Origin of the sequence: Micromonospora sp. WMMD1102 (genome assembly GCF_029626265.1) — a bacterium.
Classification (GTDB): Bacteria; Actinomycetota; Actinomycetes; order Mycobacteriales; family Micromonosporaceae; genus Plantactinospora.
The window spans coordinates 2,609,650-2,624,225 of record NZ_JARUBN010000001.1; the positions used below are offsets into that span (position 1 = coordinate 2,609,650).

Sequence of the window (14,576 nt, forward strand, 5' to 3'; positions counted from 1 at the left end):
ATCGGCGTCTCTATCCGGCCAGGGTAGCCGATGGCCGCCGCCCGCCACATCGCCCGAACGCCGACCCGCGGACCGGTGACACTTCAGGCCCTCGGGCCGGCCCGGCTCCCACCCTTCGGCCACCAAGCACTGTGGATCGCGGCAACGCCGCGTTCACTGTGGATCGAGCCACGCCGTCTGCACCAGGTTGATCCCGTCGCTGCGCCGGATCAGCGTGCCCCGGCCCGGCGGCTGCGGGCTGGGCCGGACGTGCCCGAGTACGGCGCCCTCGTCCGGGTTGCCGGACATCAGCAGTCCCGGGGTGTTCAGGTCGGTGAGCTGTTGCAGCACCGGCTCGTAGAGTGCCCGCCCGACCCCGCCACACCGGCGGGCCAGGATCAGGTGCAGCCCGATGTCCCGGGCCGCCGAGAGCAGATCCACCAGCCCGTCCAACGGGTTCCCGCTGCTGGCCGCGACCATGTCGTAGTCGTCGACCAGCAGGTAGATGTCCGGCCCCGCCCACCAGGAACGGTTGCGGAGCTGTTCGGTGGTCAGGTCCGGGCCGGGCAGCCGGGCGGCCATCGCCTGCGCGATCCCGCCCACCATCGCCGTCGCGGCCTGCGCGGACGGGATGTAGTCCAGCAGATGTTCGCCGTCGACCGCGCCGAGCAGCGTACGGCGGTAGTCGACGATGACCAGTTTCGCCTCGTCGGGCGTATGCCGGGCCACGATGGTCCGGGCGATCAGCCGGAGCAGGTTCGTCTTGCCGCACTGCGCGTCGCCGAGGACGATCAGGTGCGGCTCGGTGTCGAAGGCCAGGTGCACCGGGGCCAGGTGGGTCTCGTTCAGTCCGATCGGGATGCCCGGCCCGGTGACGTCGCGCAGCTCGTCCGCGGGGAGCATCCGGGGCAGCAGGCGTACCGCCGGGGCCGGGTCGTGCCGCCAGGCGTCCCGGACCCGGGCCACCAGGTCGGCGGTGCCGCCCGGCAGGTCGTCCGGCCCGGCCCGGCCGTCGATCCGGGGCAGCGCGGCCAGGAACTGCAACTTGTCCCGGGTGACGCCGCGGCCGGGGGAGTTCTCGGGCACGTTCGCCGCGGCCCGCCGGTCCAGCTCGGAGTCGCTCGGGTCGCCCAGCCGCAGTTCGAGCCGGGTGCCGAAGAGTTCGCGGAGGTTGTAGCGGATCTCCGACCAGCGGGTCGCGGTGAGCACCACGTGGATGCCGAAGCCGAGACAGCGGGCGGCGAGCCGGGTGATCACCTCCTCCTGCTGTTCGAACTCCTCGCGTACCGTGCCCCAGCCGTCGACGACCAGGAAGACGTCGCCGAACGGGTCGTCGGTGACCTGCCCGCCCGCCCGCAGCTCCCGGTACGCGTCGATCGACTCGACGCCGAGTTCGGCGAAGCGCGCCTCCCGCTCGTCCAGCAGGACGCTTACCTCGGCGACGGTACGGCGGACCGCCTCGTGGTTGCGGCGTACCGCCACCCCGGACAGGTGCGGCAGCCCCTCCAGGGAGCGCAGCGTGCCGCCACCGAAGTCGAGGCAGAGGAACTGCACCTCGCGCGGGCTGTGCGTGAGCGCCAGCGCGCAGAGCAGCGACCGCAGCAGGGTGCTCTTGCCGGTACGCGGCCCGCCGACGATCACCACGTTGCCGCCGGCCCCGGCCAGCTCCACCAGGAGCGGGTCCCGGCGCTGCTCGTAGGGGCGGTCCTCGATGCCGACCGGCGCCACCAGCCGGCCGACGCCGGGCCAGGTGGCGGTGACCAGGCCCCGCCGCTCGTCGACGACCGGCTCGCCGAGCAGCGCGTCCAGCCCCGGCGCCACGTCCAGCGGCGGCAACCAGACCTGGTGCGCGGGCGGGCCGTGCCGCAGCCGGTCCACGATCACGTCGAGCATGCTGGTCTGCCGGCCGGCGTCGGCCCGGCTCCCGGCGGACTCGGCCGGCTCGTCGGGCACCGCCACCGGCAACTCCGGCGGGACCGGTACGTGCACGGTGCCGTACGGCATGATCCGGCGGCGTACCAGTTCCTGTGCCACCAGGCCGCTCGGCACGGCCGTCCGGTACGGGCCGGAGACGTACGCGGCCCGGAAGCGCAACATGGTCTGCGTACCGGCCTTCAGGTAGCCGTGCCCGGGAGCGTTCGGCAGCTCGTAGGCGTCCGGTACGCCGAGCACCACCCGGCTCTCCATTGCCGAGAAGGTCCGCAACCCGATCCGGTACGACAGGTGGGTGTCCAGCCCGCGCAGCCGGCCCTCCTCCAGGCGCTGGCTGGCCAGCAGCAGGTGCACCCCGAGGGAGCGGCCCAGCCGGCCGATGGTGACGAAGAGGTCGATGAAGTCGGGCTTGGCGGCGAGCAGCTCACTGAACTCGTCACAGATGATCAGCAGGCTGGGCATCGGTGCGAGCGGTTCACCGGCCCGGCGCGCCTTCTCGTACTCGTACCGCGAGACGAAGTTGCCGGCGGCCCGCAGCAGCTCCTGCCGGCGGACCAGCTCGCCCGCGACGGCGTCCTCCATCCGGTCCACCATGGCCAGCTCGTCGGCCAGGTTGGTGATCACCGCACTGGTGTGCGGCAACGCGTCCAGCGAGGCGAAGGTGGCGCCGCCCTTGAAGTCGACCAGGACGAGGTTGAGTTCCTCGGAGGAGTGCGTGACGGCCAGCGAGACCACGATGGTGCGCAGCAGTTCGCTCTTGCCGGAGCCGGTGGCGCCGATGATCAGTCCGTGCGGGCCCATCCCGTCCTGGGCGGCCTCCTTGAAGTCCAGCTCCACCACCGAGCCGTCCGCGCCGATGCCGAGCGGGATGCGCAGCCGGTCCCGGTCCGGGCGGGGGCGCCAACTCCGGGCCGGGTCGACCGCGCCCGCGTCGCCGAAGCCGAGCAGTTCGGGCAGCTCGGTGACCCGTGCTGTCGCCTCCTCGGTCTCGACGTGCCGGGAGAGGCGGTGCGGGGCGAGCTGCCGGGCCAGCCCGCGGGCCTGCTCGAAAGTGAGCCGGTCCGGTATGCCGAGCGACATGCTCCGGTCGCCCCGGTCCGCGGTGAGCGCCTCGGCCCCGACGTCCAGGCAGAGCAGCCAGCGGCCGGCGTCCCGGGGCACCATCCCGGAGAGGTCCAGCACGGTGCAGCCGAGCACGCCCGCACCGTGCAGCTGCGACGTCGCGGGCACGTCGCCGCCGTCGAGGACCACCATCAAATGCGCCGCCGTGGTCAGCGGCCGGGCGTCCGGGGAGTGCCGTGGCCGGGCGGCGAACTCGTCCCGGAACGCGTCCTCCAGCGCGCTCGACGACTCGAACACCAGCCGGGTCGCGCCGGCTCCGTCGGTGACCCGGTCGTCCTGGGCGTGCGGCAGCCACTTGACCCAGTCCCAGTCCGGCCGCCGCTCCGGCGCGATCACCACCGCGATCCGGATGTCGTCCGGCGAGTGGAACGTCGCGAGCTGGCAGAGCAGCGCCCGGGCGAGGTCGAGCACCGGCTCCCGGTCGCCGCGCAGCACCAGCCGGCTGAACGAGCGGAGCTGGACCGCCAGTGGCAGGTCCGGCACCACGGACTGGGCCCGGACGAAGCGGCGCAGCGCGAGCGCGGTCAACGGCTCCAGGTCCTCCACCGGCCTGGTCTCCGGCGGCTTGATCGTCACCGACAGCTTCTGGGTGCCGGTCGCCACCCGCACCTCGGCGAAGTCGTCGTCGGTGCTGCGCCGCTCCCACATTCGGCGGGACGCGCAGACCGCCCAGAGCGCGGTCGGGGCCGGGTGCCGCCAGAGCAGCGCGGTGCGCTGCTGCGCGGCCGCGTTGCGGGCCCTGCGCCGGCTCTGGGTCAGGTAGCGCAGGTAGTCGCGGCGCTGCGCGTCCAGCTCGGCCCGGCTGTTGCCGTGCCCGCCGCCGAGCGAGGTGGCGGCCATGCCCAACATGGAGAGTCCGAAGAGGCCGCCGACGACGTATGTGAGCACTCCGCCGCCGCGTCCGGAGTAGAGGATTGCCATCGCCGCGACCCCGGCCACCATCGGGACCAGCATCATCAGCTGGAGGAGGTTGCGGGGCAGCGGCTCCGACAGCTCCGGCGGCGACTCCAGGACCAGCTCGCCGCGGGGCAGCGGCGGCGACGGCTGGCGGGGCGGCCGGCGGAACAGCACGGTGCCCGCGGCACTCTCGCGGGTGCCCGGAAGGCGAGACTGTGCCTCGGTGACCTCCACGACCCGGGATACTATCCGGAGAGCTGCCCGGCACCCTACGCATCGTTGGCTACACTTGCCGTCACCCCGACTCGGCGCTTGGAAGGTTGCGATGGCCGCCGACGAGTTCGCCGTCAATCTCCTGTCGCTGCGGGACTTCCAGCAGCGGCTCCAGCCCCGGATCGAGGCGGCGTACGCCGCGCTGACCGCGCTCAGCACCGCGCCGGGCAGCGACCGGCCCGCGCTGGGCGGCTTCCACGACGCGCAGAAGACCGCCGACCGGCACCAGGACCTGCACGACGAGTACGTCGCCCGGCTGCGCCGGCTGGTCGCCGCGTTGACGGTGGCACAGGCGGCCACCGCCCGGATCATCGAGAGCTACCGGACCGTCGACGAACTCAGCGGCACGAACGCCCGACAGATCGCAGGCGCCCTCGGCGCGGTGAGTGAGGCTCTGCATGGTGGCCGACGCGACAAACCCCCCGCGACCTGACCCGCGCGGCACATCCGTCCCGGCGTCCGACGCCGGCAACGACCGATCGTCCGGGGAGGTGCGGAGAGTTTCGATGGCCGACGAATATCACGAGCGCTACCGGCAGCAGAGCCACGAGGAGCTCTACCGGTTGCTGATGGCCGGCCTGCCGGCGCAGGTGGACGGCATCGCCGACACCTGGCACACCGTCGAGTCGCGCGTCGGGGCGATCGCATCCGGGCTGCACGAGGACCTCGCCCGGGTGCTGCCCGGCTGGACCGGGCCGGGCAGCCGGGAGTTCCAGTACCGGCTGGGTCTGATCATCAGTTTCGCCGGGAAGCTGGCCGAGGAGGCGGCGGCGATGCGCGGCGGGCTCACCGTGATGTCCGGCTCGCTCGCCGAGGCGCAGCGCCAGGCGGAGGCGGACCGGCCCGAGCTGGCCCAGGCACGCTACGACGAGTTCTCCCCGGTGCTCGGGCACACCCTGTCCGAGGAGGAGCGGGCCAAGGCGCGGGAGCGGGTCGCGGCGCAGGTGGCCCGGCTGGCCGCCGACTACGCCGTCACCGATCACCGGAGCTGGCCGGCGACGATTCCGCTCGAACCCGGCGACCTGCCGGTGCTCGGCGGGCTGGTCGACGACCTCCACCTGCCGGCGGCGGTCACGATGCCCGAGCCGTCGCCGCTGGCCACCGACGCGCCGGTGGTCGGCACCGCGCTGGCCGGTGCCGGGGCGTTCGGCGAGGCACCCGGCGGTGCCGCGCTCGCCGCCGTACCGCCGGCCGCGTCCGCACCCGCCCAGCCCGGCAGCGTGCTGAGTGGGGCGGGACCGGCCCTGGCCGGCGTCGGCAACCACCTGATCACCCGGGCCGGTGCTGCCGAGGGCCGTCCCGGCTCCGGTGTCGGGACCGCCGGTGCGGGGGCCGCGACCGCGGGCGCGGTGCCGATGACCGGCGCCGCCGGTGCGGCCGGCCTCAGCGGCCGGCCCGCCGACGGCTACCCGGTCACCGATCCGCGGTTGGCGGCCGAGCCGACGGCGTGGTCCGGCGACGGCGGTCCGCAGTGGAGCGACGAGACGGACGCGCCGCCGCCGGTGCTCGGCCAGGGGGACTGACCGGTCCGCCTGCCCACCGGCTCGTGGCGGTCGTCCGTCGGCCCGGTCAGACCGGCCAGCCGGGTGGTGCGAAACGCCGTTTCAGGGTGACCGTGCCGGCCGCGACGTCGACCACGCACACCTCGGCGTTGACACAGCCCTCCGCGCGGACCGTCACGGTCGCCTGACCTCTGCTGAACGAGCCCTCGTAGAGGTTGGTGTCCAGCACCCAGACCTTGGGCGTCCCGTCGCAGTCGGTCCTCGTCGTCATGGCACCGGCGGTGGCGGTTCCGCCGCGGTTCTGCTGGGACACCTCGACGAAGACCATGGCCAGCCCGGTGGCGTAGCAGGTGAGGGTGCCGGAGATTCGCGGAGCGCTGTTGCCGCGGTTCAGCTGTCCCTGCGAGTGGAACGTGACATCGGTGGTCGCCGGTCCGTCCAGGGTGAAGACGAAGTCGCCGGGCGGCGCCCAGGAAAAGGCACTGACCATGAAGTGGTACGTCGTGCCGGCCTCGGCGGACCAGCCGAGGATGCCGTAGCCACAGTGGACCAGCGTCAGGTTTCCCCGCTCACCGGTGAAGATGGCCAGGTACGCCCCGTACGGCTGCGCCGTGCCGCCCGCCGCGTAGGTGCCACCGCGCTGCGGGGTGAAGCGGTACCAGATGGAGGAGAGGGCACCGTCGCAGGTGGTCGGGTCGTCGGGCGCCGTCGTGGCGTCGGCGCTGGGGACCGTGTCGGTGAACGGCAGTGGTCCGCTGACCGTGGTCGCGTCGTCGAAGTCGTCGTTGGGCGCCGATGCCGATGCCGATGCCGATGCCGATGCCGATGCCGATGCCGATGCCGATGCGGTGGCCAAGGTCGGGGATGCGGTTGCGGCGCCGGGCCAGGCCAGCACCGCGACGGCGACCGAGGCGGCGGCGAATCTCGTCAGTCTCATCCCATGACCTCCCACCAGCGCACGTCTCCGAGCCGCCAGTCGGCGCTGGTCCGGGCGGGGTGGCGCTCGCCCGGTGCTCCGGTCGCGACGGGATGCTGCCTGGTCCAGGACGGCTGGAGGCGGCCTCAGCCTAGTTCCGGCCGGCAAGTCCGCCAGTCCCAGCGTCGACGTCGGTCCGGACGACAGGTGATCGTTACGTGACCTTGCGTGTTCGACGTGTGGCTCGGCGCCGCCGGGACCGTCCCGCAGCTGACGGAGGCGCAGGTCGCGGCGGTGAGATCCGTCATCCCGGTTAGGCGCGGCACAGCCCGGATCGTAAGGTTAGCCGAACCTAATACGAGAGGTGCGAGGAAGATCGTGACGACGGTAGCGGCCGGGGTGACCAGGCCGGAGACCCGGCCACGCCGTCGGGTCGGCCGGCGCGTCGCGGTCACCGGCACGGCGGCCGTAATGCTGGTGCTGGCGGTGCTGGCCAGCCTCGCACTCGGCAGCAGGTCGCTCGCACCCGCCCAGGTCTGGGACGCGCTCGTCGCACCGGACGGCGGCGAGGCGAGCACGATCGTCCGGGAACTGCGGGTGCCGCGTACCCTGCTCGGCCTGGTCGTCGGCCCCGCCCTGGCCCTGGCCGGAGTACTGCTCCAGGCGCTGACCCGCAACCCGTTGGCCGAACCCCGGATCCTCGGGATCAGCGCCGGGGCGTCGCTCGGTGTGGTGCTCGCGATCGCGGTGTTCGGGATCGGGACCCTCGCCGGCTATGTCTGGTTCGGAGTCGTCGGCGCCCTCCTCACCGGCCTGCTCGTCTTCGGCATCGCCAACCGGGCCCGGGAGGGGGCCAGCCCGGTCACCCTGGCACTGGTCGGCGTCGCCCTGGACGCGAGCATCGGCGCGACGGTCATCGCGCTGCTGACCGTCGACGCCCGCACCTTCGAGGAGTACCGGTTCTGGGTGGTCGGCGGGCTGACCGGCCGGGACGTCGCCGTCGCCGGGCAGGTGGCCCCGTTCGTGCTGGCCGGCGTCCTGCTGGCCGGCTTCGCCGCGCGCGGTCTGGACGCGCTCGCCCTCGGTGACGACGTCGCCCGGGGGCTCGGCCACCGGGTCGGACTGGTCCGGCTCGCCGGAGGGGCCGGCGCGGTCCTGCTGGTCGGGGCGGCGGTCGCGGCGGCCGGGCCGATCGCGTTCGTCGGTCTCGCCGTCCCGCACCTGGCGCGCGCCCTGGTCGGCGCCGACCACCGCTGGACCCTGGCGGTCGCGGCGCTGCTCGGGCCGACACTGCTGCTCGCCGCCGACGTCGTCGGCCGGCTGGTCGCGCCGCCCAGCGAGGTACCGGCCGGCATCGTCACCGCGCTCGTCGGAGCGCCGCTGCTCGCCCTGCTGATCCGCCGGGCCCGGGTGGTGACCACATGACCGCCCGCGATCAACTGGGTGGCGAAGTGACCACTCCCGGCCAACTCGATGCCCGCGTTACCGCCCGGAGCCAACCGGCGGTGGCGGCAGCGGTGCCGGCCGGGCGGACCCGGATCCGGCTCGGTCCCGCCCGACTGGTCGTACGGCACCGGCCGCTGCTGGTCGGCGGGGTACTCGTCGTCCTGCTCGCCGCCGCCATGGTGCTGGCGCTTTGCCTCGGCACCCCGTACGTCGCCCCGCAGGACGTGCTCGCCGCGCTGGCCGGCGCCGGTACCCGGTACGACCTCGTCGTCCTCGACCTGCGGCTGCCCCGGGTGGTCCTGGCGGCGGCGGTCGGTGCCGTCTTCGGCATCGCCGGCACGCTGATCCAGAGCGTCGCCCGCAACCCGCTGGCCAGTCCCGACGTGATCGGCGTCAGCCAGGGCGCCGGACTCGCCGCCACCGTGGCGCTGACCACCGGCGCGAGCGCGGTGCTGATCGCTCCGGCGGCGCTCGCGGGTGGCCTGCTGGCAGCGGTCGCGGTGCTGCTGCTCGGGCTGCGGCACGGGCTGGCGGCGCAGCGGTTCGTGCTGGCCGGCGTCGCCGTCGCGGTGGCGCTGCGGGCGCTGACCGAGGTGGTGATGCTCTCGGCGGACCCGATCGACGGAATCCGGGCGCAGCTCTGGCTGGTCGGCACCCTGGCCGGCAAGGGCTGGCAGGAGACCGGCTATCTCGGGGCGACCCTGCTGGTGCTGCTGCCGGTGCTCCTCTGGGCCGGCTGGGCGCTGCACGGCAGCGCGCTGGACGACGACACCGCACGCGGCATCGGGCTGCGCCCGGTCGCCCGCCGGATCGGCCTGGCCACCACCGGGGTAGTGGCCGCCGCGATGGTCACCGCCCAGGTCGGTGCCGTGGACTTCGTCGCCCTGGTCGCCCCGCAACTGGCCCGCCGGCTGGTCCGGGCCGAACGGCCGTCGCTGCTCTGCGCCGCCCTGGTCGGCGCCCTGCTGGTGGTCCTCGCCGACCTGGCCGCCCGCCGGCTCTTCGCACCCACCCAGCTTCCGGCTGGGGTACTCACCGCCGCCCTTGGTGGCCCCTACCTGATCTACCTGCTGCTCCGTGGCCGACGGAAGGTGTCCTAGATGCTCTCCACCCGCGACCTGGCGGTCGGGTACGAGGACCGGACGGTGCTCGACGGCCTCGACCTGGACCTGCCCTCCGACGCGTTCACCGTGATCGTCGGGCCGAACGCCTGCGGAAAGTCGACGCTGCTGCGGACCATGGCCCGGCTGCTCACCCCGCGCCGGGGCACCGTACTGCTCGACGGGGCGGCGATCCGGGAACTGCCGACCCGCGCCGTCGCCCGCCGGCTGGGCGTACTCCCGCAGAGCCCGCTGGTGCCCGAGGGGGTGACCGTGGCCGACCTGGTCGGGCGGGGGCGGCAGCCGTACCAGCGGTGGTGGCGGCAGTGGTCGCCGGAGGACGAGGCGGCGGTCCGGGATGCGATGGCGTTGGCCGACGTCTCGGCACTGGCCGAACGCCCCGTCGACACCCTCTCCGGCGGGCAGCGGCAGCGGGTCTGGATCGCCATGACGCTGGCCCAGGACACCGAGGCGCTGCTGCTGGACGAGCCGACCACCTTCCTCGACCTGGCCCACCAGGTGGAGGTGCTGGACCTGCTGCACCGGCTGCGTGCCGAGCGGGGCCGGACCGTCGTCGCCGTCCTGCACGACCTCAACCAGGCCGCCCGGTACGCCGACCACCTGATCGCGATGCGCGACGGCACGGTCGTCGCGGCCGGGCCGCCCCGGCAGATGCTCACCGTGGACCTGGTCCGCGAGGTGTTCGGGCTCGACTGTGTCGTCGTGCCCTGCCCGGTGACCGGGGCACCACTCGTCGTCCCGACGCTCGGCACGCTCACGCTGAAGAAAGGTACGCCATGCGCCGCACCGTCATAACCCTGCTCGCCGTCGCCGCCCTCGGTGCCGGCCTGACCGGCTGCACCAGCAGTGACCCGGTGGTCGGGGAGGACGCCGCCGGGCAGGGGACCCGGACCGTCGCACACGCCATGGGCAGCACCGAGGTGCCGGCCCAGCCGAACCGGGTGGTGGTGCTCGACACCGACAAGTTCGACACCGCCCTCTCCCTCGGCGTCGTGCCGGTCGGTGCCGCCCGAACCGAGGTCGGCGCCTGGCCGTCGTACTTCGGTGCGGAGAAGGTCGCCGGGATCGAGCCGGTGGGGCTGCTCGCCGAGCCGGACCTGGAGGCGATCACCGCGTTGCGGCCGGACCTGATCCTCGGCAGCAAGTTCCGGCAGGAGAAGTTCTACGACGAGCTCTCCGCGATCGCGCCCACCGTCTTCACCGAGAAGGTCGGCATCACCTGGAAGGAGAACTTCCTGCTCGACGGCAAGGCGCTCGGCAAGGAGCAGGAGGCCAGGGACCTGCTGGCCGGTTACGAGAAGCGGGCCCGGGAACTCGGCGCCAGGCTCGGCGACGCCGCCGCCCGGAAGATCTCCATCGTCCGATTCCTGCCCACCGAGATCCGGATCTACGGTCCGGACTCCTTCTCCGGCCTCGTCCTCGGTGACGTCGGGGTGGGCCGGCCGGAGCGGCAACTGCTGGCGGCCAAGGAGGACAAGCGGTTCGACAAGGTCAGCCCGGAGCGGATCCCGGAGGTCGACGGCGACATCATCTTCGTCACGGCGTACGGCGAGAAGGCCGCCGCCGAGCAGGCGAAGGTGACCGGCGGCAGCCTCTGGAAGAACCTCTCGGCGGTCAGGGCCGGCAAGGCGTACGTGGTGGCCGACGAGACCTGGATGACCGGGATCGGTGTAACCGCCGCCGGCAGGATCCTCGACGACCTGGAGAAGTACGTCCCGGCGGCCTGACCCGTCCGCCCGACCGGCCGGCCCCGACCCGGTCTGGTACGCGGCCTACGGGTCGAACATGGACGCCGACCGGTTCGGCTGCTATCTGGCCGGTGGCCGGCCGGTCGGCGGGCTCCGGGAGCACCCCGGCTGCCGGGACAGCACCCCGCCCCGGCAGGACCGCCCGGTCCTGCTGCCCGGCGGCCTCTACTTCGCGCTCGAGTCGCGAACCTGGACCGGCGGGATGGCCTTCTACGACCCGGAGCTGCCCGGGGTGGTGGCGGCCCGGGCGTACCTGCTCAGCGCCGACCAGTTCGCGGACGTGGCCGCGCAGGAGATGCACCGGGTACCGGGCGGTCCGCTGGACCTGGTCGAGGCGGCGGTCGCCACCGGGCGGGTCAGCACCGGTCCGGGCCGTTACGAGACGGTGCTCTGCGCCGGCATCCTGGACGGGCATCCGGTGCTCACCCTGACCGCGCCGTGGCGGGCCGGGGACGTACCCGCGAACCCGCCGGCACCGGCGTATCTGGCGACGATCGCCCGTGGGCTGCGGGCCAGTCACGGCTGGACCGAGGCGCGGATCGCCGACTACCTGGCGGGCCGGTCCGGCGCGGCCGGGTCCGGCAACTCCGGCGCCGTCTGGTTGTCGAGCACCCGCCAGCCCGCTCACCCGGGATCCGGGGCGCCGTCTCCAGCGCCGGCCGGCGGCCCGACCCGGAACCCTGCGCCGTCGGACGGTTCCGGTCACACCTCGGCGACTTCCTGAGCTGGCTCACCCTCGCCACCGCCTACCGGGACGCGTGCCTGGCCGAGGCGGTCTACGACGGTGACCTCGCCGGGGAGACGCCGGTGCGGCCGGTGCTGGAGATCCCCTGACCGGGCAACCGAAACCGTCGGCGCCGGGCGACCGGAAACCGTCGGCGCCGGGCAGACTGGGACCGGGGGGTGACGCGGTGGCCGCAGCGGATGCCGGCAGATGGGAGAACGGCGCGGAACTCGACGCGGCGCAGCGCCGGGTCGACGCCTGGCAGTCGTCCTTCGCCGACCGGGCGGAGCGGGCCGCCGAGCTGTCCCCGCCGGCTGGCCGGACTGCGGGTGACGGTCCGCGGCGCCGACGGGCTGGTCGAGGCGACGCTCGACCCGGCCGGTGCGCTGGTCGGACTGCGGTTGGACGAGCGGACCCGGCAACAGCCCGCCGACCGGGTGGCCGAGGAGATCCTGGCCACCGTCCGGGCGGCCCGGGCGGAACTGCTGCGCAAGGTGACCGAGGCGACGGTGGAGTTGCTCGGCGCCGACGACCCGGGCGGTCAGGCATTGCTCAACTCCTACGGCGGCGGCCGGCTGACGGCACCGTGAGCCTGCCGCGCGGACCCGTTCGCGGAGAGCTTCCGGATCCGACCTCCGCCCCAGGCTGACCGTCCCTTGTGGAGAGTCGAGCGGTCCGGGCGGCGGTCGGGGTTCGGCAGGTGTCTGAAGCGGCCGGGGGACCTGGCGGCATCAGTAGGGTGACGGCGCGGGCCGCGTGGCATAGATTCGCGTCGGCATGATCATGGATGATCGACGTCGGGAGTGCCGGACGAACCCCCGACCGGCGCCCCGAGGCAGAACGAGAGGTGACTGGATGCACCTACTGTCCGCCAGGCCACGGGCGTGGCAGTCGGCGCTGGCCGCGACGCTCGCGGCAGCGCTGGTCGCCGGCGCCGCCAGCACGCCGGCCACCGCCGCACCGGGCAACCCGGCCGGTGGCAACGGCCCGTTCGACGTACTCGACCCGCAGTCCTGGGTGAACCCGGACGGCATGAGCTGGGACGACTACGTCACCCCGCCGAACACGAACTGGGCCGACCCGGGCATCGCCGGCTCGGTCCGCAACTTCAAGATCGCTCTGGTCACCCTCGACTATCCGGACCAGCCGTTCGTGGTGACCCAGCGGCCCCGGTCGACGGTCTTCGGCAACCCCCAGTCGACGGCCGCGAACATCCCGCGCGACCAGGTGGCGACCTTCTACACCGACTTCCTCAACCGGCCGAACGACCTCAACCGCGGCCACACCCTGCACGAGTACTGGATGCAGGACTCCAACGGACGGTACGGGGTGGACCTGACCGGGTTCGGCCCGTACGAGATGCCGGCGAAGTCCTACCAGTACGGCATCGACAACGGCTTCAACCCCGGTGCCTGCCCCGCCGGCGAGCAGTGTGCCAAGAACATCCGCACCGACGGGCTGGGTGCCTGGCGGGCGGCGGTCGGTGACGAGGTGGCCGACTCGTTCGAGCTGGTCTTCATCCTCTCCGCCGGACAGGACGAGTCGTCCACCTGGCAGGAGTTCGGCCAGATGATGTTCCAGACCAAGGAGGACGTGCCGGACGCCTGGGGCCCGCCGGACCCGAACCTGCCGAACCACGCCCGTACCCGGTACGTCGAGTGGACCTCCTGGAAGGCGGCCTCGACCATCTGGCCGAACGCCGGAGGTGGCTCCTCCACCCAGGCCGAGAGTTCCGGCATGGGCGTGTACGCGCACGAGCTGAGCCACCTGCTCAGCATCGGCGACAACTACAACAACCCGTACGGCGTGCCGTTGCGGCGGGCGTACACCGGGATCTGGAGCATGATGTCGCGCGGCTCGTTCAACGGGCCCGGCGGACCGCACACCCGGTGGCAGATCCCGCCGGTCAACGGCGGCTCGATGGGTTCGCTGCACACCGTCCGCGACAAGGTCAAGATCGGTCTGCTCGGCGAGGAGCACCTGCTGCGGCTGAACCGGGAGGCGCTGGCCACCTCCGGCATGGTGGTGGCGACGGTGACCGCCCGGGCGGTGGACGCCGGCCCGAAGGGGCTCACCGGGATCAACATCGCGATGAACCGGGACCGGTCACCGGCCTGCGACACCAGCACCGAACCGCTCTGCGACGGCGGCAGCTTCAACAACTACACCGTCGAGGTCGTGGACCGGATGGGCGCGGACTCGTTCACCCCGGACAGCGGGGTACTGCTGTCGAAGACGAAGAACGCCGACAGCGCGCCCTTCGTTTGGGTGGTCGACGCCAATCCGCAGGACATCGACATGATCGACTTCTACCGGCCGGACGGCACCCCGCAGAAGATCACCATGGGGGACTACCGGCAGCTCTCCGACGCGCTGTTCCACGCCGGCACCCGCTCCGGCAGCGAGTACGAGTACGTGGACGAGGCCAACCGGCTGCACTTCTACGTGCTCGACCACAAGCGGGACGGTGACGGCGTGCTGTCGTACACGGTGGCGGTGCGCTCGCTCGACGGCGCCGGGCCGGCCAGCCACGGCGTGGCCCTCTCCAGTGGCGAGGTGACCACCGCGACCCGGCCGACCAACCGGGGCGTGACCTGCTCGTTCACCCTGACCAACACCGGCGCGTACGCGGCCGGCGGCCAGGCGCACCCGGAGAACGTCACCGCCTACCTGAAGTCCGACGTCTACCGCCTCTCCGCGACGGTCAACGGAAAGGGCTGGCGGGTCGAGTTGCCGAACGCGCTGGCCACGGCCGGGTTCGGCAAATCCGACACGGTCCGGGTCTCGGTCGGGGCGACCCCGTCGGCCACCCAGACCGGCGTCGTCAGGCTCACCGCCACCTCGGAGAGCGACCCGACGAAGTCCGTGACCAGGCAGTGCCGGGTCCAGAAGTCCTGACGCACCCGGCGGGACGCC

General features: G+C 73.3%; 11 protein-coding genes. 9 read left to right on the forward strand and 2 right to left on the reverse strand.

Annotated elements, in window-relative coordinates:
- Positions 1-153: 153 nt before the first annotated feature.
- Positions 154-4,164, reverse strand: a complete 4,011-nt coding sequence (eccCa, locus tag O7626_RS11550; protein WP_278061157.1) for a type VII secretion protein EccCa — start codon at positions 4,162-4,164, stop codon at positions 154-156.
- A 91-nt stretch (positions 4,165-4,255) separates the two neighbouring features.
- On the opposite strand from eccCa, the gene O7626_RS11555 reads away from it, so the two are divergent.
- Both O7626_RS11555 and O7626_RS11560 read left to right on the forward strand, forming a co-directional pair.
- The gene (locus O7626_RS11555) at positions 4,256-4,636 is read left to right on the forward strand and encodes a hypothetical protein (protein WP_278061158.1); all 381 of its coding nucleotides are present in this window, start codon (positions 4,256-4,258) and stop codon (positions 4,634-4,636) included.
- A 73-nt stretch (positions 4,637-4,709) separates the two neighbouring features.
- Positions 4,710-5,726 (forward strand): hypothetical protein, encoded by a 1,017-nt coding sequence (locus O7626_RS11560; RefSeq protein ID WP_278061159.1) that lies wholly within the window; start codon positions 4,710-4,712, stop codon positions 5,724-5,726.
- A gap of 46 nt (positions 5,727-5,772) precedes the next feature.
- Here O7626_RS11560 and O7626_RS11565 read toward each other — a convergent pair whose 3' ends face one another.
- The gene (locus O7626_RS11565) at positions 5,773-6,642 is read right to left on the reverse strand and encodes a hypothetical protein (RefSeq protein ID WP_278061160.1); all 870 of its coding nucleotides are present in this window, start codon (positions 6,640-6,642) and stop codon (positions 5,773-5,775) included.
- 450 nt (positions 6,643-7,092) lie between these two features.
- Between O7626_RS11565 and O7626_RS11570 the strand changes: the two genes are divergently transcribed.
- The 7 genes from O7626_RS11570 (at position 7,093) to O7626_RS11600 (ending at position 14,558) form a co-directional block, all read left to right on the forward strand.
- Positions 7,093-8,046 carry an iron ABC transporter permease gene (locus tag O7626_RS11570; RefSeq protein WP_278066132.1) on the forward strand — a complete coding sequence of 318 codons (954 nt, stop codon included), beginning with the start codon at positions 7,093-7,095 and terminating at the stop codon, positions 8,044-8,046.
- Positions 8,043-9,167 carry an iron ABC transporter permease gene (locus tag O7626_RS11575; protein WP_278061161.1) on the forward strand — a complete coding sequence of 375 codons (1,125 nt, stop codon included), beginning with the start codon at positions 8,043-8,045 and terminating at the stop codon, positions 9,165-9,167. The genes O7626_RS11570 and O7626_RS11575 overlap by 4 nt, the downstream gene beginning before the upstream one ends.
- Positions 9,168-9,983: an ABC transporter ATP-binding protein gene (locus O7626_RS11580; protein ID WP_278061162.1), complete on the forward strand. Its 816-nt coding sequence runs from the start codon at positions 9,168-9,170 to the stop codon at positions 9,981-9,983.
- Positions 9,965-10,915 (forward strand): iron-siderophore ABC transporter substrate-binding protein, encoded by a 951-nt coding sequence (locus O7626_RS11585; RefSeq protein ID WP_278061163.1) that lies wholly within the window; start codon positions 9,965-9,967, stop codon positions 10,913-10,915. Before O7626_RS11580 ends, O7626_RS11585 begins: the two co-directional genes overlap by 19 nt.
- Positions 10,916-10,973: 58 nt before the next feature.
- On the forward strand, positions 10,974-11,660 hold the full coding sequence (locus O7626_RS11590) for a histone deacetylase (protein WP_278061164.1): 687 nt from the start codon (positions 10,974-10,976) through the stop codon (positions 11,658-11,660).
- Between the two features lie 329 nt (positions 11,661-11,989).
- A complete protein-coding gene (locus tag O7626_RS11595; protein WP_278061165.1) occupies positions 11,990-12,250 on the forward strand; it encodes a hypothetical protein in 261 nt (86 codons plus the stop codon).
- A gap of 265 nt (positions 12,251-12,515) precedes the next feature.
- Positions 12,516-14,558 carry a M6 family metalloprotease domain-containing protein gene (locus tag O7626_RS11600; protein WP_278061166.1) on the forward strand — a complete coding sequence of 681 codons (2,043 nt, stop codon included), beginning with the start codon at positions 12,516-12,518 and terminating at the stop codon, positions 14,556-14,558.
- The last annotated feature ends 18 nt before the right edge of the window (positions 14,559-14,576 follow it).

Bases quoted from the DNA above. Each gene is read 5' to 3' on its own strand.
- O7626_RS11560 (WP_278061159.1), top strand. From the start codon at position 4,710: ATGGCCGACGAATATCACGAGCGCTACCGGCAGCAGAGCCACGAGGAG.
- O7626_RS11580 (WP_278061162.1), top strand. From the start codon at position 9,168: ATGCTCTCCACCCGCGACCTGGCGGTCGGGTACGAGGACCGGACGGTG.
- O7626_RS11585 (WP_278061163.1), top strand. From the start codon at position 9,965: ATGCGCCGCACCGTCATAACCCTGCTCGCCGTCGCCGCCCTCGGTGCC.
- O7626_RS11555 (WP_278061158.1), top strand. From the start codon at position 4,256: ATGGCCGCCGACGAGTTCGCCGTCAATCTCCTGTCGCTGCGGGACTTC.
- O7626_RS11590 (WP_278061164.1), top strand. From the start codon at position 10,974: ATGGACGCCGACCGGTTCGGCTGCTATCTGGCCGGTGGCCGGCCGGTC.
- O7626_RS11600 (WP_278061166.1), top strand. From the start codon at position 12,516: ATGCACCTACTGTCCGCCAGGCCACGGGCGTGGCAGTCGGCGCTGGCC.
- O7626_RS11570 (WP_278066132.1), top strand. From the start codon at position 7,093: ATGCTGGTGCTGGCGGTGCTGGCCAGCCTCGCACTCGGCAGCAGGTCG.
- O7626_RS11575 (WP_278061161.1), top strand. From the start codon at position 8,043: ATGACCGCCCGCGATCAACTGGGTGGCGAAGTGACCACTCCCGGCCAA.
- O7626_RS11565 (WP_278061160.1), bottom strand. From the start codon at position 6,642: ATGAGACTGACGAGATTCGCCGCCGCCTCGGTCGCCGTCGCGGTGCTG.